The 19716-nt window shown below is 69.4% G+C and carries 16 protein-coding genes; 7 read left to right on the plus strand and 9 right to left on the minus strand.

Going from position 1 to position 19716, the window contains the following annotated elements; all coding sequences use genetic code 11:
• Positions 1 to 53: 53 nt before the first annotated feature.
• The 4 genes from urtD to urtA form a co-directional block, all read right to left on the minus strand.
• Positions 54 to 839: an urea ABC transporter ATP-binding protein UrtD gene (gene urtD / locus MKK58_RS17325; RefSeq protein ID WP_243913276.1), complete on the minus strand. Its 786-nt coding sequence runs from the start codon at positions 837 to 839 to the stop codon at positions 54 to 56.
• Between the two features lie 8 nt (positions 840 to 847).
• Positions 848 to 1960 (minus strand): urea ABC transporter permease subunit UrtC, encoded by a 1113-nt coding sequence (urtC, locus tag MKK58_RS17330; RefSeq protein ID WP_243913457.1) that lies wholly within the window; start codon positions 1958 to 1960, stop codon positions 848 to 850.
• A 55-nt stretch (positions 1961 to 2015) separates the two neighbouring features.
• Complete coding sequence (gene urtB, locus MKK58_RS17335; RefSeq protein ID WP_243913277.1) at positions 2016 to 2942, minus strand: urea ABC transporter permease subunit UrtB; 927 nt, start codon at positions 2940 to 2942, stop codon at positions 2016 to 2018.
• A 180-nt stretch (positions 2943 to 3122) separates the two neighbouring features.
• Positions 3123 to 4382, minus strand: a complete 1260-nt coding sequence (gene urtA / locus MKK58_RS17340; protein WP_243913278.1) for an urea ABC transporter substrate-binding protein — start codon at positions 4380 to 4382, stop codon at positions 3123 to 3125.
• 312 nt (positions 4383 to 4694) lie between these two features.
• Between urtA and MKK58_RS17345 the strand changes: the two genes are divergently transcribed.
• The 3 genes from MKK58_RS17345 to MKK58_RS17355 all read left to right on the plus strand — a co-directional run bounded on the left by MKK58_RS17345 (position 4695) and on the right by MKK58_RS17355 (position 9254).
• On the plus strand, positions 4695 to 8060 hold the full coding sequence (locus MKK58_RS17345) for an ATP-binding protein (RefSeq protein WP_243913459.1): 3366 nt from the start codon (positions 4695 to 4697) through the stop codon (positions 8058 to 8060).
• Positions 8053 to 8961: a response regulator transcription factor gene (locus MKK58_RS17350; RefSeq protein ID WP_243913280.1), complete on the plus strand. Its 909-nt coding sequence runs from the start codon at positions 8053 to 8055 to the stop codon at positions 8959 to 8961. The genes MKK58_RS17345 and MKK58_RS17350 overlap by 8 nt, the downstream gene beginning before the upstream one ends.
• 122 nt (positions 8962 to 9083) lie before the next feature.
• Positions 9084 to 9254, plus strand: a complete 171-nt coding sequence (locus MKK58_RS17355; RefSeq protein WP_243913282.1) for a hypothetical protein — start codon at positions 9084 to 9086, stop codon at positions 9252 to 9254.
• Positions 9255 to 9368: 114 nt separating this feature from the next.
• Here the strand turns inward: MKK58_RS17355 and MKK58_RS17360 are convergent, their stop codons facing one another.
• Positions 9369 to 10838, minus strand: a complete 1470-nt coding sequence (locus MKK58_RS17360) for a PAS domain-containing methyl-accepting chemotaxis protein (protein WP_279578429.1) — start codon at positions 10836 to 10838, stop codon at positions 9369 to 9371.
• 475 nt (positions 10839 to 11313) lie between these two features.
• Here MKK58_RS17360 and MKK58_RS17365 point away from each other — a divergent pair, with 475 nt between their 5' ends.
• The 3 genes from MKK58_RS17365 (at position 11314) to MKK58_RS17375 (ending at position 14808) form a co-directional block, all read left to right on the plus strand.
• Positions 11314 to 12549 (plus strand): major royal jelly family protein, encoded by a 1236-nt coding sequence (locus MKK58_RS17365; protein WP_243913461.1) that lies wholly within the window; start codon positions 11314 to 11316, stop codon positions 12547 to 12549.
• A 61-nt stretch (positions 12550 to 12610) separates the two neighbouring features.
• Positions 12611 to 13597, plus strand: a complete 987-nt coding sequence (locus MKK58_RS17370; protein ID WP_243913286.1) for an SMP-30/gluconolactonase/LRE family protein — start codon at positions 12611 to 12613, stop codon at positions 13595 to 13597.
• Positions 13598 to 13635: 38 nt separating this feature from the next.
• Positions 13636 to 14808 carry an SMP-30/gluconolactonase/LRE family protein gene (locus MKK58_RS17375; protein ID WP_243913287.1) on the plus strand — a complete coding sequence of 391 codons (1173 nt, stop codon included), beginning with the start codon at positions 13636 to 13638 and terminating at the stop codon, positions 14806 to 14808.
• Positions 14809 to 14812: 4 nt separating this feature from the next.
• Here MKK58_RS17375 and ccmB read toward each other — a convergent pair whose 3' ends face one another.
• From ccmB to MKK58_RS17395, 4 genes are read right to left on the minus strand one after another with little or no spacing between them, the layout of a single operon-like run.
• Complete coding sequence (gene ccmB / locus MKK58_RS17380; RefSeq protein WP_243913289.1) at positions 14813 to 15478, minus strand: heme exporter protein CcmB; 666 nt, start codon at positions 15476 to 15478, stop codon at positions 14813 to 14815.
• The gene (ccmA, locus tag MKK58_RS17385) at positions 15478 to 16131 is read right to left on the minus strand and encodes a heme ABC exporter ATP-binding protein CcmA (RefSeq protein ID WP_243913290.1); all 654 of its coding nucleotides are present in this window, start codon (positions 16129 to 16131) and stop codon (positions 15478 to 15480) included. Before ccmA ends, ccmB begins: the two co-directional genes overlap by 1 nt.
• 34 nt (positions 16132 to 16165) lie before the next feature.
• Positions 16166 to 16423: a type II toxin-antitoxin system RelE family toxin gene (locus MKK58_RS17390; RefSeq protein ID WP_243913463.1), complete on the minus strand. Its 258-nt coding sequence runs from the start codon at positions 16421 to 16423 to the stop codon at positions 16166 to 16168.
• Positions 16419 to 16643, minus strand: coding sequence for a TraY domain-containing protein (locus MKK58_RS17395; RefSeq protein WP_243913292.1), 225 nt, complete (start codon positions 16641 to 16643; stop codon positions 16419 to 16421). Before MKK58_RS17395 ends, MKK58_RS17390 begins: the two co-directional genes overlap by 5 nt.
• 301 nt (positions 16644 to 16944) lie before the next feature.
• Here MKK58_RS17395 and acnA point away from each other — a divergent pair, with 301 nt between their 5' ends.
• Positions 16945 to 19644 (plus strand): aconitate hydratase AcnA, encoded by a 2700-nt coding sequence (acnA, locus tag MKK58_RS17400; protein ID WP_243913294.1) that lies wholly within the window; start codon positions 16945 to 16947, stop codon positions 19642 to 19644.
• Positions 19645 to 19716 lie beyond the last annotated feature (72 nt).

A 19716-nucleotide genomic window follows, 5' to 3' on the forward strand; every position in this document is an offset into this window, starting at 1 on the left:
GCGGCATGGAGGAGGGGGCAAGCGTGGTCTGGAGCATGGCGCCGTTCCCTCTTTCAGTGGCCGAGATAGACTTCGATGACCTTCGGATCGTTCTTGACCCGTTCCATCGAGCCCTCCGACAGGACCTTGCCCTGGTGCAGCACGGTGACCCGGTGGGCGATGTCCTCGACGAACTTCATGTCGTGCTCGATGACGAGCACCGAGCGGCCCTTGATGATCTCGTTGAGAAGTTCGGCGGTCTTGACGCGCTCCCCGACGCTCATGCCCGCCACCGGCTCGTCGAGCATGAGGAGCTCCGGGTCCTGGATCAGCAACATGCCGATCTCCAGCCATTGCTTCTGGCCGTGGCTGAGGAACTCGGCCCGCTCCAGCAGCTGGTCCTTGAGGAAGATCATGCTGGCGACCTCCTCGATGCGGTCGCGGACCTGGGCGTCGCGCTTGAAGGTCAGGGCCCCGAAGACCGAGCGGCCGCGGGGATAGGAGATCTCCAGGTTCTCGAACACGGTGAGATCGTCGTAGATCGACGGCGTCTGGAACTTGCGCCCGACGCCTGCCAGCACGATCGCGCTCTCGGAAAGCTTGGTCAGTTCCTGGCCCTTGTACTTGATCGAACCGGCGCTGGCCTTGGTGCGCCCGCAGATGAGATCGAGCACCGTGGTCTTGCCGGCCCCGTTGGGGCCGATGATCACCCGGATCTCGTTGGGGTCGACGTAGAACGAGACGTCGTTGACCGCCTTGAAGCCGTCGAATGAGACGGTGAGAGCCTCCACCGCCAGGAGAAAGTTCTTCTCGGCCGGATCGGCGCCGATGATGTGCGAGGGGAGGATTGCGGCGTTCATCGGGAATCCTACTCGGCCGGAGTGCCGTGGGGCAGGGCGACGGCGGGGGCGGGCTCCAGGGCCTTCACACGCCGGGTCAGGCGGGGCTCGACGTAGCTCCGGTAGATGCCGGCGAGACCGTTGGGGAAGGCAAGCACCACGGCGATGAAGAGTGCACCGAGGCCGAAGAGCCAGAGTTCCGGAAAGCTCTCGGAGAAGCTGGTCTTGGCCCAGTTGACCAGCAGCGTGCCCCAGACGGCGCCGAACAGCGACAGGCGCCCGCCCACGGCCGCGTAGATCACCATCTCGATGGACGGCACGATGCCCACGAAGGAGGGCGACATGAACCCGACCTGCAGGGTGAACATCGCGCCCCCGATGGCGGCGAACACGGCCGCCAAGCAGAACGCGAAGGTCTTGAAGCTCGCGACCTGGTAGCCGGAGAAGCGGACCCGGTCCTCCTTGTCGCGCATGGCCACGAGGATGCGCCCGAGCTTCGAGCGCTTCACGTACTGCGCGAACAGAATGCAGGCGACGAGCAGGCCGCCGTTGACGAAGTAGAGGATGTTGTGGGCGCGGTCGGTGCGGATGTCCCAGCCGTGGAGCGTACGCAGATCCGTGATGCCGTTGATGCCGCCGGTATAGCCCTGCTGGCCGACGATGAGGATCGTCAGGATGGCGGCGATGGCCTGGGTGATGATGGCGAAGTAGGTGCCGCCGACGCGGCGGCGGAACATCGCGGTGCCGATGACGAAGGCGAAGAAGGCCGGCACCACGATCACCGCGATCAGGGTGAAGGGCAGGCTGGTGAACGGCTTCCAGAACCAGGGCAGTTCGGTGATCTGGTTCCAGTCCATGAAGTCGGGGATGCCCGGCGTCGACTGGATCTTCGTGTTCTCGACGCTGGAGGCCTCCAGCTTCAGGTACATGGCCATGAGGTAGCCGCCGAGACCGAAGAACACGCCCTGGCCGAGGGACAGGATGCCGCCGAAGCCCCAGCAGATGACGAGGCCCAAAGCCACGAACGAGTAGGTGAGGTACTTGCCCACCAGATTGAGCCGGAAGGCGTCGAGCAGCATCGGCAGCACGAGGAAGATCACGGCGACGAGCAGCGCGAGGCTGATCCACTCCATGGGCTTCATGAACGGGTTGTCGTGGACGGTCGAGGATGGGGCGCGGGTCATGACGGGGGGCTCCTCAGCGCCGGACCTTGAGGGTGAAGAGGCCCTGAGGCCGCAGCATCAGGATGCCGACGACGGCCAGCAGCGTGATCACCTTGGCGGTGGAGCCCGACAGGAAGAATTCGAGGGTCGACTGGGTCTGCGAGATCGAGAAAGCCGAGGCGATGGTGCCCAGAAGCGAAGCGGCGCCACCGAAGACCACGATGAGGAAGGTGTCGACGATGTAGAGCTGGCCCGAAGTCGGCCCCGTCGAGCCCACCATGGTGAAGGCGGAGCCCGCGATGCCCGCGATGCCGCAGCCGAGGCCGAAGGTGAGGCGGTCGACCTTCTCGGTGTCGATGCCCACCGCCCCAGCCATGGGCCGGTTCTGCACCACGGCGCGGACCTGGGCGCCGAAGCGCGAGCGGTACATCAGGAGCGCGACGCCAGCGGTGATGAGGAGGGTGACGGCCATCACGAACATGCCGTTGATGGGGATCTCGATGGTGTCGGTGACCTGCACCGAGCCGATGAGCCAGGCGGGGAGCTCGACGCCGACCTCGCGGGGCCCGAAGATCGTCCGGTAGGCCTGCTGCAGGATCAGCGACAGGCCCCAGGTGGCGAGCAGCGTGTCGAGGGGCCGCTTGTAGAGGTGGCGGATCAGCGCCCATTCCACCAGCATTCCCAGTGCGCCGGAGGCCACGAAGGCCAGCGCCATGGCGACGAAGAAGTAGGCCGGGAACAGGGCCGGCAGATGGGTCTGGAAGAAGCCCGAGCACAGGTAGGTCATGTAGGCGCCGAGGATCATGAACTCCCCGTGGGCCATGTTGATCACGCCCATCTGGCCGAAGATGATCGCCAGCCCGAGGGCCATGAGCGTGTAGACCGAGAACAGGATCAACCCGGCGAAGCCCTGCATCACGAAGATCGAGCTGAGGTCCGTGAGGGAATAGTCGCCGAGCATTTTTTTTCGACCTTCCGAAGGATGCGATTGGAGCTCTGCAAGCATCAGGCCGCAGGCATCCCCCTCCCCCTTGCGGGGAGGGGTCAGGGGTGGGGGGTGGCTCCGCTGGCCTCCGCAGGTCGAGGGTCGCCCGACCACCCCCTCCCTCGATCCCTCCCCGCAAGGGGGAGGGAGGCGATCCTACTGGTAGCCCTTCGGGAAGGGGTTCGGCTCGATGAGGTCCTTGCTCTCGTAGACCACCTCGAACTGGCCGGACGGCAGCGCCTTGGCGACGCGGGTCTTCGACCAGAGGTGATGGTTCGGGTGGATCTTGACGTAGCCCTCCGGAGCCTCCTTGAACTCGATGCCCGGCGAGGCGGCGACGACCTTGTCGACGTCGAAGGAGCCGGCCTTCTCGCAGGCCATCTTCCACAGGAAGGGGCCGAGATAGGCGGCCTGGGTCACGTCGCCGATGACGGTCTTCTCGCCCCACATCTTGTGGAAAGCGGCGACGAACTTCTCGTTGTTCGGGTTCTTCAGGGATTGGAAGTACTTCATGCAGGAATAGGCGCCCGCGATGTTGTCGCCGCCGATGCCGTCGATCTCGTCCTCGGTCACCGAGATGGTCAGCAGGGTCTGCTTCGACAGGTCGATGCCGGCGGCCTTGAGCTGCTTGTAGAACGCCACGTTCGAGCCGCCGACGACGTCGGTGAAGATCACGTCGGGCTTCGTCAGCTTCAGCTTGTTGATCACCGAGTTGAACTGCGTGTGGCCGAGCGGGAAGTATTCCTCACCCACGACCTTGGTCTTCAGCACGTTCTCGATGTGCTTGCGGGCGATCTTGTTCGAGGTGCGGGGCCAGATGTAGTCCGAGCCGATGAAGAAGAACGTCTTGGCGCCCTTCTCCTTGGCAACCCAGTTCAGCGATTCGAGGATCTGCTGCGTGGCCTCCTGGCCGGTGTAGATCACGTTCTTCGACTGCTCCAGGCCCTCGTAGAAGGTCGGATAGTAGAGAAGACCGTTGTACTGCTCGAAGACCGGGAGCGCGGCCTTGCGGGAGGCGGAGGTCCAGCAGCCCATCACGGCGGCGCAATGGTCATTGACGAGGAGCTTCTTCGCCTTCTCCGCGAAGGTCGGCCAGTCGGAGGCGCCGTCCTCCTGGATGATCTTGATCTTGCGGCCGAGCACGCCGCCGGCCTCGTTGATCTGGGAGATCGCGAGCTTCTCCGCCTGGATCGAGCCGGTCTCGGAGATCGCCATGGTGCCGGTGGCGGAATGCAGGATGCCGACCGTGACCTCGGTGTCGGTCACCGCGAGGCCGGTGGTGTTCACCGCCGAGGTCGGGGGTGCGGCCGCGAAGCTCATGCGCGGCATCAGCGCGATCGCCGGAGCGCCGGCGAGCCCCATGAGAAGCCTGCGCCGCAGCGCCGATTGCAGGCCGTTGCCCTTGTCCTCTGCCATCGTGCCCAAAACCCCTGTCCGTCGTCGCACGGCGCATCGGACGGCCGCGGATCGACGGAGCGGAGGCTAGGCCGCGTTGTGCAGTGCGGCCCATACGCTGTTTTGCGTATGTCGGAGGCCGGCGCACAGGCTCATGCTGGCGAACTGCCCGCGCGTCCCGGGCCCGGTCGCCGCTCCGCCCGCCGGGCCGGGGCGCGCTGCCGCGCGAGGCACAATCCTTGCGACGCCCGGGCGGCGGAGCGTCACGGTCTCGGACGCGCCGGGATGCCGCGCCAGATCCCGCGCCGCATGGTATCGTCCGTCCCGAACACGATGACCGAGCACCAGCGTATCCTGCCGATTCGGCGCGACTACAACCGCCTCGTGGCCGACGAGACGCTGGAGGACTACGCGCTTCGCTTCACAGCCAAGAAGGCGCGACGCTGGTCGGGCTTCCGGGTCGCCCAGACGGCGTTGGGCTCGCTCTCGTTCCTGGCGCTCGAGGCGATCGGCGGCACCCTGGTGCTCACCGTCGGCTTCACCAACACCCTGGCGGCCCTCCTCGTGGTGAGCGCGATCATCTTCGCCACCGCGACGCCGATCAGCCTCTACGCCGCCCGCTACGGCGTCGACATCGACCTCCTCACCCGCGGGGCCGGCTTCGGCTATATCGGCTCGACGGTGACCTCGCTGATCTACGCGAGCTTCACCTTCCTGTTCCTCGCCATCGAGGCGGCGATCATGGCGCTGGCCCTGGAGCTCTGCTTCGGGTTGCCCCCGAGCATCGGCTACCTCGTCAGCGCGCTCGCGGTGATCCCGCTGGTCATCTACGGCATCGCGATGATCAGCCGCTTCCAGCTCTGGACGCAGCCGGTCTGGATCGTCCTCAACCTGGTGCCCCTGGCCTGCATCGCCTGGGCCGGGGACGCGCCGGTCTCGGCTTGGCTCGGCCATCCGGCCGCCGACGGGTCGGGCGGGTTCGATTGGGCGAAGTTCGGCCTCGCCACCGGCATCCTCCTGGCGCTGCTGGCGCAGGTCGGCGAGCAGGTCGACTTCCTGCGCTTCGTGCCGGCACGCGAACCCGGCCGCGAGGGCCGCTGGTGGGCGGCGGTGCTGGGCGCCGGGGGCGGCTGGATCCTGCCCGGCATGCTCAAGATCCTGCTCGGCTCGTTCCTGGCCGTGCTGGCGCTGGCCCACGGCGTGCCCGCCGAGCACGCGGCCGAGCCGACACGGATGTACGCCGTGGCCTTCGGCTACGTGCTGCCCTCAGGTGCCGGCGCGGTGGCGCTGATGACGCTGTTCGTCGTGGTCTCGCAGCTCAAGATCAACGTCACCAACGCCTATGCGGGCTCCATCGCCTGGTCGAACTTCTTCTCCCGCCTGACGCACAGCCATCCGGGCCGCGTGGTCTGGCTCGTCTTCAACGTCGCCATCGCGCTCCTGCTGATGGAGCTCGGCATCGACAAGACCATCGTCAGCACCCTGTCGCTCTATGCCGTGGTGGTCTCGGCCTGGGTCGGGGCGCTGGCGGCGGATCTGGCCATCAACAAGCCCTTCGGCCTGTCGCCGCCCGGCATCGAGTTCAAGCGCGCCCACCTCTACGCCATCAACCCCGTCGGCACGGGCGCCATGGCCCTGGCGATCCTGACCGGGTTCGCCGCCCATGCGGGCTGGCTCGGGGAGGGCGCCGTGCCCTTCGCGCCCCTGCTGGCGCTCGCCGTCGCGTGCGTGGGCGCCCCCGCCATCGCACTGGCCACGGGCGGGCGCTACTACCTCGCCCGGACCCCGCGGACCGACTGGCAGGGGGCCTCCGAGATCACCTGCCGGGTCTGCGAACATCCGTTCGAGCCCGAGGACATGGCCCAGTGCCCGGCCTATGCGGGGCCGATCTGCTCGCTCTGCTGCTCGCTGGATGCCCGCTGCAACGACCTCTGCAAGCCGCACGGGCGTCTGGAGGCGCAGGCGCAGGACCTGCTCGCCCGCGTCGCCCCCGCCCGCACCGCAGCCTGGATCGGCGCGCCCCTGGGGCGCTACCTCGCGCTGATGCTCACCCTGGTGGCGGCCATCGCCCTCATCCTCGGCATCGTGCATGCGGGGGCCAGCGCCGAGCATCCCGAACACCGCGAGGTCCTCGGCGCGGCGCTGACCAGCGTGTTCCTCATCCTCATCGTGATCCTGGGCATCGTCGCCTGGCTGTTCGTGCTGGCCCAGGAGAGCCGCCGTGTCGCCCTGGAGGAGACCGCCCGCCAGACCGGGCTCTACCAGGCCGAGATCGAGGCCCATAAGGTCACCGACGCCAAGCTCCAGCAGGCCAAGGAAATCGCCGAGGCGGCCAACCTCGCCAAGAGCCGCTACGTGGTCGGCATCAGCCACGAACTGCGCACGCCCCTGAACGCCGTGCTCGGCTACGCGCAGCTGCTGGAGGGCGATCCCTCGATCCCGGCCCCGCGCCAGAACGGCATCCGCGTCATCCGGCGCTCGGCTCAGCACCTGTCGGGGCTGATCGATGGCCTCCTCGACATCTCCCGGATGGAGGCCGGGCGCCTCCAGATCCACCGCAACGAGGTGCGGCTCACCGAATTTCTCGACCAGATCGTCGACATGATCCGGCTCCAGGCGCAGGGGGCGGCCCTCGATTTCCGCTTCACCCGGCCCGAGACCCTGCCCATGGTCGTCGCCACCGACGAGAAGCGCCTGCGCCAGATCCTGCTCAACCTCCTGTCGAACGCGATCAAGTTCACCCCCGCCGGGACGGTGACCCTGGACCTGACCTACCGCAGCCAGATCGCGGTCTTCACCATCAGCGACACGGGGCTGGGCATCCGTCCGGACGACCTGGAGCGCATCTTCGAGCCGTTCGAGCGCGGCTCGCTCGCCGCCGCCCGCTCCACGCCGGGCACCGGCCTCGGGCTGACCATCGCGCATCTGCTCGCCCAGGTGATGGGCGGTGAGATCACGGTGGAGAGCGAGGTCGGGCGCGGCACGCGCTTTCGCGTCCGCCTGATGCTCGCCTCGGTGGCACGCCCGAAGCCCGTGCTGGCCCAGGCCAGCGCCCCGGCCCGGAGCTACGCGGGCGCGCGGCGCACCATCCTGGTCGCCGACGACGATGCCGCCCATCGCGGCCTGATGCGCGACATCCTCGAACCCCTCGGCCTCGTCGTACTGGAGGCCGGCGACGGCCCGGCTTGCCTGGCGCTCGCCGCGACGCGCCCACCGGACCTGTTCCTCCTCGACATCGCCATGCCGGGCATGAGCGGCTGGGTGCTGGCCAAGGCTCTGCGGGAGGCCGGCCACGCGGCGCGCATCGCCATGATGTCCGCCAACCTGCACGAGATCAGCCCGGCGCGCGGCAGCGATGCGCCCCACGACGCGATCATCGCCAAGCCCTTCGACCTGCGCGACTTCCTCGAATGCGTCACCGGGCTCCTCGGCCTCGACTGGACGGCGACGGAGGCGCCCGCGCCGCAGAAGCCCGAGGCCGCCTCGCCGGACCCGCGCCCCGAGCACCTCGCCGACCTCCTGCGCCTCGTGCGCATCGGGCATGTCCGCGGCATGGAGGCGAAGCTCGCCGAGATGGAAGCCGGCAGCGGCGCGCCGACCGCCTTCATCGCGCAGATGCGGGGGCTCACCGCCGCCTTCGACCTGCGCCGCGCCCGGGCCGTGATCGAGGGCCTGATGGAGCCCGCCTCCGATGGCTGAGGCCCAGCGCGACATCGTCCTCGTGGTCGACGATTCCCCCGAGACCCTGAGCTTCCTCACCGAGGCGATCGAGCGCTCGGGCGCCACCGTACTGGTGGCGGTGGCCGGCGACCTCGCCCTGGCGCTCGTCGACGAGATCACCCCGGACGTGATCCTGCTCGACGCGATGATGCCCGGCATGGACGGCTTCGAGACCTGCCGCCGCCTCAAGGCCAAGGGCCACCTTGCCCACGTCCCCGTCATCTTCATGACGGGGCTGTCCGAGACCGAGCACATCGTGAAGGGCCTGGAGGCGGGGGGCGTCGACTACGTCACGAAGCCGATCGCGCCGGACGAGATCCTGGCCCGCATCCGGGTCCACCTTGCCGGCGCCCGCGCGGCCCAGAGCGCGCGCGCCGCCCTCGACACCACCGGCCGCACCCTGTTCGCGGTGGACCGCGACGGCACCGTCCTGTGGGGCACGCCCCAGGCCGCCCGCCTGCTCGGGGGCTTCACCGAGCCCGGCGCTCCCTTGAGCCTACCGCCGCAGGGCGCCGCCTGGCTGCGCACCTGCCTCGCCGCTGCCGCCGCGCCGGCCCTGACGCTCACGAATCGCGCCGGCACGGCCTACACCTTGAGCTTCATCGGCGGCACCGGCGACGAGATCCTGCTGCGCCTGTCCCGCGACAGCACGGAGGCGGGGCTGGAGCGCCTGCGCCTGCGCCTGCGGGTCACCGGCCGCGAGGCGGAGGTGCTGCTCTGGCTCTCGCGCGGCAAGTCGAGCCGCGACATCGGCGAGATTTTGGGGTTGAGCCCCCGCACGGTGACGAAGCACCTGGAGGGCATCTACGAGAAGCTCGGCGTCGAGAACCGCACTGCCGCGTCCGTCATCGCCGCCCGCCACCTGCAGGACCTCGACTGATCGGGTGCCCTTCGCACCGCCGCCGAGGCGACGCGGATATTTCCGGCCCGCCCCCTCGCTTTGTCCGCGCCAGACACGATCTACCCTGGAAGGTCTGGGTTGGGAGCTTGGCGATGAACTGGATGGCGTGGTTGGTCGGCCGCTGCGTGGACCTCACCGAGCGCGTGGTGCCCGGCATCGACCGGCGCGAGGCCGGACGGTCGGGCACGCCGCCGACGCTGCGCGGCCGGGTGCGCGGCTCAGGCTCCGAGCCCCTGGTGATGCAGCCCGACCCCGGCCACCGTCCGGACTGACCTTCATTCGCCGAAGCGGCCTTGGCTTCGGGAAAGAAACCGAGGCCGGAACCGGACGTCCGAGCGGCGTTGCGCGATGCAGCTCCGGTTCAGGGCGAGCGTGCCGCCCGAGCGTCAGGCGATGGCGCGGGCCGCTGCACCCACCTTGCGCACCGACGCATCGACGTCGGAGGCGGCGGCCGCGATCCCGTCCATGTTCTGGCGGACCCGCTCGACGCTCTGGGCGGCGGTCTGCATGTTGACCGACATGTCGCGGGTCACAGCGGCCTGCTCGGTCACCGCCGAGGAGACGCTCATCGAGATCTCGCTGAGGTGGGCGATCGTGCGGGCGATGCCCTTGATGGCGTCCACGGCCTGGTTGGTGGAATCCTGAACGGCCGAGATCTGCGTGCCGATCTCCTCCGTGGCCCGGGAGGACTGGTTGGCCAGCGCCTTCACCTCGGCCGCCACCACGGCGAAGCCCCGCCCCGCCTCGCCGGCCCGCGCCGCCTCGATGGTGGCGTTGAGCGCCAGCAGATTGGTCTGGTCGGCGATGGAGCGGATCACCGAGATCACCTCGCCGATCTTGTCGGCCGACGCGGTCAGGCCCGCGATGATGCCGGAGGCCTCCTCGGCCCGGACCACGGCCTCGTCGGAGGCGGCTTTCGCCTCGACGGCATGGCGGCTCAACTCCTCGATGGACGACGAGAACTCCTCGGCGCCGGCCGCCACCGCCTGGACGTTGCCGGAGGTCTGGGCCGCCGCTTCCGCCGTGAGGGTGGCCTGATGGCTCACATCGGAGATCGACCCCGTGATGACGCCGAGATCCTTGTCGATGGCCTGCTGGCCCTCGCGCCGACGCAGCCGCTCGGCCACCTGGGCGGTGACGTCGCTGGCGAACTTGACCACCGCGATCACGCGGCCGTCGGCGCTCAGGACCGGGTTGTAGGCCCCGTAGATCCAGACCTCGCGACCGCCCTTCGCCAGGCGGCGGAACTCGCCGGCCTGGTAGGCCCCCCCCGCAAGCCCCGTCCAGAACGCCGCATAGGCCGGCGTATCCCGCTCGGCCGGCGCCACGAACTGGCTGTGGTGGCGTCCCTTGATCTCGTCGAGGCGGTAGCCGAGGGCCTGGAGGAAGTTCGGGTTGGCGTCGGTGACGATCCCGTCGGGCGTGAAGTGGATCACCGCCTGCGAGCGGTTGATCGCCGCGATCTGGCCCTCGTAGGCGGCGTTGCGCTCGGTCTGGGCGGTGATGTCGGTGGCGAACTTGACCACCTTGAACGGCTTGCCGCGGCGGTCGAGGATCGGGTTGTAGCTCGCCTGGATCCAGATCCGGCGCCCGTCCTTGGTGACCCGGCAGAAGTCCCGGGCCTGGAACTCGCCGCGTCGCAGGCTGTCCCAGAACTGGCGGTAGGCGGGCGAATCGCGCTCCTCGGCGGTCACGAACTGGCTGTGCGGGCGGCCCCGGACCTCGTCGAGTGTATATCCGACAAGATCGAGAAAGATTCGGTTCGCGCTCTGGACGTTGCCATCCATACCGAACTCAATTCGGCCCTGCGACCGATCGAGAGCCTCAAGAGTTGCACGAAGACCTGAACCGAGCATTGTCGTTCTCGCACAAACACTGAAACGGAACACGGCCCGTTTCGATCGCCATGACCGGAACTTTCATAAATTTAATTTGTGAATCCGTGTTTAACGAAACGCGAAACCGATCCTGTATTGAAAACAACAAATGAAACTGAGGCGGGGGGTTCGGGCGATCACAAGCGCGTGTCCATCACGCCACCGCCGACGGTCACGCGAGCCAGGTTCGGCGATCCGCGACGCCTCGCCCCCCTCCCGGCCGGGCTTGGAGCGACGCTGCGACGGGCCTCCGGCACCGCCCCTGCGGGCGCACGGAACCGATGAACCTTGGCCGGCGGTTCGTGCGTTAGACCGTCAGCGGGGAATTGCGTTGGGCGAGGTGCCGTTCCGGCCCACGCCCAGGGCAATCTTCGATGTCTCAAAGCCAAGGTTTTCGATGTCGAGAGTGCCGATGATGCGACGCCAGCCCGCCCTGCCGGCGATCCCGGCTCCGATGCCGCCGCGCTTGGAGGCCCGTCCCCGCCAGCGGACCCGGACGATCGCGGCCGCCCTCCTGGGTGCGGTCCTCCTTCCCGGCGCGGCCGTCGCGCAGGGCGCCGCCCCCACGCCCGCAGCCGCGCCGACGGCGACGCTCACGAAGGTCGCGAGCTTCGACCATCAGGTGACCGGCGTCACCGTCGCCAAGGACGGGCGCATCTTCGTCAACTTCCCGCGCTGGACCGAGGACACCGAGGTCTCGGTGGCCGAACTGAAGGACGGCAAGCTGGTGCCGTTCCCGGACGCGGCCTGGAATTCCTGGCGCAACGCCCGCAAGGACGAGGTCACGGCCAAGGACCACTGGGTCTGCGTCCAGAGCGTCGTAGCCGGCCCGAACGGCAATCTCTGGGTGCTCGATCCCGCGGCTCCCGCCATGGCGACCCTGGTGCCCGGCGGCCCCAAGCTCGTCGAGATCGACCTCGCGACCAACCAGCCCGCGCGCACCATCGCCTTCGACGAGAGCGTCGCGCCGCAGGGCTCCTACCTGAACGACGTGCGCTTCTCCCCCGACGGCAAGACCGCCTACCTGACCGATTCCGGCGCCAGGGGCGCCCTGGTGGTGGTCGACCTCGACGGCGGCCGAGCCCACCGGGTGCTCGACGGCGACCCCTCGACGCAACCGGACAAGAGCGTCACCGTGACCTATGACGGCAAGCCCCTGCGCCGGCCGGACGGGCGCGGCGTCGAGTTCGCCGCCGACGGCATCGCCCTCTCGCCCGACGGCAAGACGCTGTACTGGCAAGCGATCAAGGGCAAGACGCTCTACAGCCTGCCCACCGAGACGCTGGCCGGGGGCATCACCACGGCGCTGATGCCCGCGACCCTGGCCGACAAGAGCGTGGCGGGCCGCATCGAGACCGTGGGCGAGAACGGCCCGGCCGACGGCCTGATCATCTCCCGCAAGGACGGCCGGATGTACGTGACCTCGCCGCAGGACGATTCGATCAAGGTCCGCGACCTCTCGGCCAAGGGGAATGCCCTCGCCACCGTGGTGCAGGACAAGCGCCTGCGCTGGCCCGACACCTTCGCCGAAGGCCCCGACGGGACGCTCTACGTCACCACCTCGCACATCCAGGATTCGGCCTTCTACAAGCCCGACGCCCCGGCAGCCCTGCCGACCGAGTTGTGGAGCTTCAAGCCAGGAACGGCGGACGCCACGGGCTCGACCGCGCCGCCCCCCGCAGCCCGCTGAGCCACGACGCGCCGCACCCGCGATGGGGCGGCGCGCTGCCACCTCCGAGGCCCATCGAGGAATGATGCCGACGATACGACGACGCGCGCTGCTCGCCGGCGCAGGGGCGACCCTCGCCCTGACGGCATGGCCGGCCGCAGCAACCCCGATCGTCCGGATCGACGACCCGCGGCTGCGCGACGTGCTCGATCCCGGCGCCACCCTGCACACGCTCTACGCGGGCGGGCGCTGGTGCGAGGGCCTGTGTTACGCGGGCCACCTCGGGGGCCTGATCGTCAGCGACGTCCGGGCCAACCGGATGATCCGGATCGCCGATGACGGCGGCACGCACGTGTTCCGCGATCCCTCGAACAACGCCAACGGCAACACCCTCGACGGCGAGGGCCGCCTCGTCACCTGCGAGCATCGCGGGCGCCGGGTGGTGCGGCGCGAGCCGGACGGCCGCCTCACGGTGCTGGCCGACGCCTTCGGGGGCCGACCGCTGAATTCGCCCAACGACGCCGCCCTGGCGCCGGACGGGGCGATCTGGTTCACCGATCCAGTGTTCGGCATCACCATGCCGGACGAGGGCCTGATGGCGAGGCCCGCGCAGGCGGCCCGGCGGGTCTACCGAATCGATCCGTCCGGCCGGGTCGAGGCCATGACCGACGCCGTCGGCCAGCCCAACGGCATCGCCTTCAGCCCGGACGGGACCCGCCTCTACGTCAGCGACACCAGCGCGGCCCTGAAGAACCCGGAGGGCGCCCGCACCATCCTGGCCTTCCCGGTGGTGGATGGCCGGAGGCTCGGCGCGCCGAAACCCTTCGTCACCGTGGAAGCCGGCGTGCCCGACGGCCTCACGGTGGATGCCGAGGGCCGGGTCTATGCCGCCTGCTTCGACGGCGTGCGGATCTACGCGCCCGACGGAACGCCCCTCGGGCGCATCGCCACCGCCACGGACGCCGCCAACGTCGCCTTCGGCGGCCCGGACGGCCGGCGCCTCTTCATCGGTGCGGGTGCGCACGTCCTCGCCATCGACCTCAAGGTGCGCGGCCCCGCCCGGGGCTGACCCGCCTTGATCCTTTCCTCGCTCGACTGGACCCCGCCATGACGCTCGCTCGCCGTGACCTCCTCGCTGCCGGCCTCGCCGGTGCGGCGGCCCTCTCCCTGCCCGGCGAGGGCGCTGCCGCGGCGCCCCCCGAGGTCACCACCCGCCGGGCGGCGGGCGGGCTCGAACTCGCCTTCACGGCGAACGCGCCCTCGACCCCCACCGGCCTTGCCATCTCGGCCGGCGGACGGCGCTTCGTGATGATGCCGCGCTTCGACGCGAAGGTGCCCTACACCCTCGGCGAGGTGCTGGCGGACGGCGCGGTCCGGCCCTACCCGGACATGGCGACGAACCAGCCCGATCCGGAGCAGCCGCAGGCGCGCCTGTTCCACGTGCCCAACGGCGTCTTCGACCGCGACGACACCCTGTGGTGCCTCGATGCCGGCCTGCCGGACGGCTCCGGCCCGCCGGTGAAGGGCGGGCCCAAGCTGGTGCAGATCGACCTCGCCGACAATCGCATCCGCCGCGTGGTGCCGCTGGAGGCCGGCATCACCCCGACCTCGTCGCTCAACGACCTGCGGGTGGACATCCGCGACGGCTATGCCCGCGCCTACATCACCGACCAGGGCCAGGACGGGGAGGGCGCCATCCTGGCCGTCGACCTCGCCAGCGGCCGGGTGGTGCGCCGCCTCGCCGGTCACGCCAGCACCAAGTCGCAGAAGGGCCTCCTTAAGATCGTGGAGGACCGCCCGGTGATGCAGCGCAAGGGGGAGGGGCCGCCGCGCCCGGTCCAGGGCGGCGCCAACGGCATCGCCCTGAGCCCGGACGGAAGGCGCCTCTACTACGCGCCCCTAATCGGTCGCCGCCTCTACGCGGTGGAGACCGCCGCACTCCTCGACCCAGAGGCCGGCGATGCGGCGGTGGCGGCCGGCGTCACGGATCTCGGCGAGAAGGGCATGACCGGCGGCCTCACCACCGACTCGAAGGACCGGGTCTACCTCGCCATGCAGGAATTCAACGCGGTGGGCCGGCGCGACCCCGACGGCACGGTGGAGATCATCGCCTCCGACCCGCGCCTGATCTGGGCCGACACGTTCTGGATCACCCCGGACCGCTGGCTCCACATCTCGTCCGCCCAGGTGAACCGGCGCCCGGAATACAACGGCGGCGAAGACCTGCAGAAGCCGCCCTACGCCATCCTGCGGATGCGGATCGACGCCGATCCGGCCTGAACCCCTATTCCGACCAGCGCAGGGCTGCCGCCGCCGCCAGGGTGCCGATCACCCCGGCGATCAGGCTGAGCGCGCACAGGATGGCGAGCGGCGTGGTGAACGGGATCGTGCCGCCCAGCGCCGCCTCGCTCGCCGAGACGCCGAAGATCAGCGTCGGGATCATCAGGGGCAGCACCACGACGGCCAGGATGAGCCCGCCACGGCGGATCGAGGCGGTGAGCGCCGCCCCCACCGCGCCCACGAAGGTCAGGGCCGGGGTGCCGACCAGCAGGGTGAGGGCGGTGGCCGCCATCGCCCGGCCGTCGAGGGCGACGAGGAGCCCGAACAGGGGCGAGGCCAGCGCCAGCGGCAGGCCGGTGGTGAGCCAGTGGGCCAGCACCTTGGCGAGCACGACTCCCTCCAGGGGAGCGGGCGAACCTGACATCAGGTCGAGGGAGCCATCCTCCTCGTCTGCCTGGAACAGGCGGTCGAGGCCGATCAGGGTCGAGAGCACGGCGGCGAGCCAGAGGATCGCGGGCCCGATCCGCGACAGCAGGTTGAGGTCCGGCCCCAGCGCGAAGGGCACCAGGGCGACGATCATCAGGAAGAACACGAGGGAGAGCGCTCCCGAGCCGCCGACGCGGGCGGCGAGGGCGAGGTCGCGGGCGACGAGGGCCCTGAGGGCGCGCATCACCACCAGACCTCGTCCGCCGATGCCTTCTGCGCCGGTGCGGCTCCGGCCTCCCTCGGGGCCTCGATCCGCAATTCCTGCGCGTCCTCCAGGCCGAGGGCCTGGTGGGTCGCCGCGATCACGAGGCCGCCCTCCGCCCGGTGGCGCGCCATCATGCCGGCCAGCACCGCCTGCGACGCCGTATCGAGGGCCGCCGTGGGTTCGTCGAGGAGCCAGAGCGGGCGCCGGCAGACCAGGAGCCGGGCCAGCGCCACCCGCCGCCGCTGGCCGGCGGAGAGGTAGGCCACGGGAAGCCGCAGGGCGTGGCCGAGGCCGAGTTCCTCCAGGGCCGCACGCGGGCTCGCCGTCGGCGCGCCGAGGAGGTCGCGGGCGAAGGCGAGGTTCTCCTCGGCCGTCAGCGGACTCTTCAGCCCGTCGCGATGGCCGACCACGTGCAGGCACTCGGACAGGGTCGCCTCGCCGATCCCGCTCGCCGTGACCGTCCCGGCCTCCGGCTTGAGCCGGCCCGCCAGCACAGCGAGCAGGGTCGACTTGCCGGCGCCGTTGCGCCCGGTGACCATCAGCGCCTCGCCCGGCCCGAGGGCGAAGGACAGGCCGGAGAAGATGCGGCGGCCGGAGCGGCGGACGGCGAGGTCTTGGGCGGTCAGCCGCACAGGGAATCCTGAATCATGAGCCTCGTCGAAGCGGCTATCGGTAGACGTCGCGGTGGTGCCCGATCTTGATCACGAGGATGCGCAGGGCGTCGTCCTCGATCGCGGCGATCACGCGAAAGTCACCGATCCGGTGTTTCCAGAAGTTGCCGAGCCGCGACCCCTTCAGGGCCTCGCCAATGGCACGCGGATCGTCCAGTGGCGAGACCCGGTCGCGCAGAACCCCCAGGATGCGCCTGACGGCCTCCCGATCGAGCCGGGCGAGTTCGCGTTCCGCGGAACGCTCGAATTCAATCCGCTACGCCATAGCGCGACAGCAGATCGTCGAGCGGAACGGTGTCGCTCTCGCCGCTGCGAACGGCCGCGAGGCGCTGCTCGGCGACATCGAGATCCTCCAGATTCTCGAAGTGTTCGAGGATCGCGTCGCGGGCGTGGTCGTCCTTGCTCCGGCCCGTGCGCCGGGCCAGCGCATCTAGGCGGTCTTCGATCTCGGGCGGCAGGCGCAGGGCGAGCATCGGGGTCTCCTTCGTGCTTTCGGACCCTAGCGCGCGGCCCACCTGCTGGCGAAGGTCCGACCGTACAGATGCCACGCGCTGTCAGGCCACCGGTAGCGGCCAGTTTCGAAGTGTTCTATAACGCGCACAGGCTGCGCCGCGCGAGTTTCAGGGCGTCCAAATCGCCCTTCGCGCATCATCCTCACCCGGGCACCCCCGGGGCGGCGCGCGCTTCATAGCGCTCCCAGCCGAACACGTGTTTTCGTGGCGCAGGTTATGCCTGCGCGTGTTCGACCAACCGCTCGCGAGGAAATATAACGCCGTGGCATCGATCGACAGCTTCCAGTCTCGCCAGACCCTCACCGTCGGCGACAAGTCCTACACCTATTACTCGATTCCCCACGCCGAGACGGCGGGCCTCGCCGACGCCACCGCGCTGCCCTTCTCCATGAAGGTGCTGCTCGAGAACCTGCTGCGCTTTGAGGACGACCGCTCGGTCAAGAAGGACGACATCTCGGCCACCGTCGCCTGGCTCGGCAACAAGGGCAAGACGGAGACCGAGATCGCCTTCCGCCCCTCCCGCGTGCTGATGCAGGATTTCACGGGCGTGCCCGCCGTCGTCGACCTCGCCGCGATGCGCGACGCCATGGTGGCGCTGGGCGGCGACCCGCAGAAGATCAACCCGCTGGTGCCGGTCGACCTCGTGATCGACCACTCGGTCATCGTCGACGAGTTCGGCACCCCCAAGGCGCTGGCCGACAACGTCGCGCTGGAATACTCGCGCAACGGCGAGCGCTACACCTTCCTCAAGTGGGGCCAGTCGGCCTTCGACAACTTCTCCGTCGTGCCGCCCGGCACCGGCATCTGCCACCAGGTGAACCTGGAATACCTGTCGCAGACGGTCTGGACGAAGTCGGAAGACGGCACCGAGCTCGCCTATCCGGACAGCCTCGTCGGCACCGATTCGCACACCACCATGGTCAACGGCCTCGCCGTGCTCGGCTGGGGCGTCGGCGGCATCGAGGCCGAGGCCGCGATGCTCGGCCAGCCCCTCTCGATGCTGATCCCCGAGGTCGTCGGTTTCAAGCTGTCGGGCAAGCTGCCCGAGGGCACCACGGCCACCGATCTCGTGCTCACCGTCACCCAGATGCTGCGCAAGAAGGGCGTGGTCGGCAAGTTCGTGGAATTCTACGGCCCCGGCCTCGACGACATGGCGGTGGCCGACCGCGCCACGATCTCCAACATGGCTCCCGAATACGGCGCCACCTGCGGCTTCTTCCCCATCGACCAGAAGACCATCGACTTCCTCACCGTCACCGGCCGCGCCGACGACCGCATCGCCCTGGTCGAGGCCTACGCCAAGGCGCAGGGCATGTGGCGCGATGCCCAGACCCCCGATCCCGTCTTCACCGACACGCTCGAACTCGACATGGGCGACGTGCGCCCCTCGCTCGCCGGCCCCAAGCGCCCGCAGGACCGGGTGCTCCTCGACGGCGCTAAGCCCGGCTTCGCGCAGTCCATGGAGACCGAGTTCAAGAAGGCGGCCGACATCGCCAAGCGCTATCCCGTGGAGGGCGCCAACTTCGACATCGGCCACGGTGACGTGGTGATCGCCGCCATCACGAGCTGCACCAACACCTCGAACCCGAGCGTGATGATCGGCGCCGGGCTCCTCGCCCGCAACGCGGTCGCCAGGGGTCTGCGCTCCAAGCCCTGGGTGAAGACCTCGCTCGCACCCGGCTCCCAGGTGGTGGCCGAGTACCTCGCGAGCGCCGGCCTGCAGGCGCCCCTCGACGCGCTCGGCTTCAACCTCGTCGGGTTCGGCTGCACCACCTGCATCGGCAATTCGGGCCCGCTGCCGGCTCCGATCTCGAAGGCGATCAACGACAACGACGTGGTCGCCGCCGCCGTGCTCTCGGGCAACCGCAACTTCGAGGGCCGGGTGAACCCGGATGTCCGGGCGAACTACCTCGCCTCGCCGCCGCTGGTGGTCGCCTACGCGCTCGCCGGCTCGATGCAGATCGACATCACCACCGAGCCGCTGGGCACCGGCTCGGACGGCCAGCCCGTCTACCTGAAGGACATCTGGCCCTCGTCCGCCGAGGTCCAGGAGTTCATCGAGGCCAACATCACCTCGACCCTGTTCAAGTCCCGCTACGCCGACGTGTTCGGCGGCGACGATTACTGGAAGGCCGTCGAGGTCACCGAGGCCGAGACCTTCAAGTGGGATTCGACCTCCACCTACGTGCAGAACCCGCCCTATTTCGAGGGCATGCAGAAGACCCCCGCCCCGGTGGAGGACGTGGTCGATGCCCGCATCCTCGGCCTGTTCCTCGACTCGATCACCACCGACCACATCTCGCCGGCGGGCAACATCCGGGCGAACTCCCCGGCGGGCGCCTACCTGCAGGAGCACCAGGTTAGGGTGCAGGACTTCAACCAGTACGGCACCCGGCGCGGCAACCACGAAGTCATGATGCGCGGCACCTTCGCCAACATCCGCATCAAGAACCAGATGGTCCGCGACGAATCCGGCAACGTGGTCGAGGGCGGCTGGACCCTGTTCCAGCCCTCGGGCGAGCGGATGTTCATCTACGACGCCGCGCAGAAGTATCAGGCCGAGGGCACGCCGCTCGTGGTCTTCGCCGGCAAGGAATACGGCACCGGCTCGTCGCGCGACTGGGCGGCCAAGGGCACCAAGCTGCTGGGCATCCGCGCCGTGGTGGCCGAGAGCTTCGAGCGCATCCACCGCTCGAACCTCGTCGGCATGGGCATCGTGCCCCTGGTCTTCCAGGGCGAGACCTCCTGGGCCTCGCTCGGCCTCAAGGGCGACGAGACGGTCTCGATCCGGGGCCTGTCGGGCGACCTGAAGCCCCGCCAGACCATGATCGCCGAGATCACCTCGGCGGACGGCACCAAGCGGGAGGTGCCGCTGACCTGCCGCATCGATACCCTCGACGAGCTTGAGTACTTCCGCAACGGCGGCATCCTGCCCTACGTTCTGCGCTCGCTGGCGGCGTAAGGGTCGGACCCACGGAAGACAACGAAGGCCTCGCCCGTCAGGGCGGGGCCTTTTCGTATCGGGCTCCCTGTG

It is taken from the genome of Methylobacterium sp. J-078, assembly GCF_022829285.1.
Lineage (GTDB): Bacteria > Pseudomonadota > Alphaproteobacteria > Rhizobiales > Beijerinckiaceae > Methylobacterium.